We start from the raw sequence: 1,079 nt of genomic DNA, 5'->3' as shown, positions 1-1,079 counted from the left end.
AACAGTATGATGGAGGAACCTCCGCCGCGGATCTTTGCCGTGAGCACGGCATCAGTACTGCAACACTTTACAATTGGAAAGCGAAGTATGGCGGACTTGAGGCGAGCCAACTCAAACGCATCAAAGAGCTTGAAGAAGAGAACAACAAGCTCAAAAGGATGTATGCCGACGTCAGCATTCAGCGTGATGCCTTGAAAGATCTCATCGAAAAAAAGCTTTAACGCCTGACGAGAAAAGACAAGCTGTGGCTTACCTGCAAGAGCATCAGGTAAGTCTTCGACAGGCGTGTATGCTTATGAGACTTAGTTCGTCGGTTTATTATTACAGAGGCACCATTGATCCCCAGGATGCACCGATTCAGGATGTTCTAACGCGTCTTGCTGAAGAGCATCGCCGTTGGGGATTCTGGAAGATGTTTCACTACATGCGCGGTCAGGCTATGCCCTGGAATCATAAACGCGTGTATCGAATCTACACGCAGCTCAACTTGAACATTCGCAGAAAGCCCAAAAAGCGCTTGCCTTCGAGAACAAAGGAATCTTTGTACCAACCAGAGCTCCCTAACCGGGTCTGGTCAATGGACTTTATGTTTGATCGATTAACCAACGGTAGATCTTTTCGAACGTTGAACATCCTGGACGATTTCAATCGCGAGGCCGTAAATATTGTGGTAGACACCTCAATCAGCTCGGTGCGCGTAGCCCGTGAACTCAGTCAGATATTTGAATGGCGTGGGAAACCCACCCGAATAAGGGTGGATAACGGGCCAGAGTTCCTTGCATTGAAGCCATGGTGCGAGAGCAATGGCGTTGAGTTGAAATTTATTCAGCCAGCGAAGCCAAATCAGAATGCCTATATCGAGCGCTTCAACAGAACCTATCGCGATGAAGTTCTGGGTGCTTACTTGTTTGATGACTTACATCAGGTTAGATATGAGACAGAGAAGTTCATCTGGAAATACAACAATGTTCGACCCCATGACAGCTTAGATAACATTACGCCACGGGCGTTCCTGTTGAAATGTGGAAGACTCCCAGCCGCACAGGCCGACACCGAGTATCCCACATTCCAACAAGGGG

At 48.1% G+C, this 1,079-nt stretch carries 1 protein-coding gene; it reads left to right on the top strand.

Features of this window, described 5'->3' with window-relative positions; all coding sequences use genetic code 11:
- Positions 1 to 1,079, top strand: a protein-coding gene (locus JI741_RS32385) for an IS3 family transposase (protein ID WP_439647559.1) whose coding sequence is annotated in 2 segments (ribosomal slippage) — positions 1 to 216 and positions 216 to 1,079 — 1,080 coding nt annotated over the 2 segments. Because the reading frame shifts where the segments join, the coding sequence is not laid out codon by codon here. This gene is flagged as partial in the annotation.

Origin of the sequence: Chryseolinea lacunae, assembly GCF_016735595.1 — a bacterium.
In the GTDB taxonomy this organism is placed as follows: Bacteria; Bacteroidota; Bacteroidia; order Cytophagales; family Cyclobacteriaceae; genus Chryseolinea; species Chryseolinea lacunae.
Note: the sequence above shows the minus strand (reverse complement) of the source record. Positions and strands in the feature narration are given on the sequence as shown.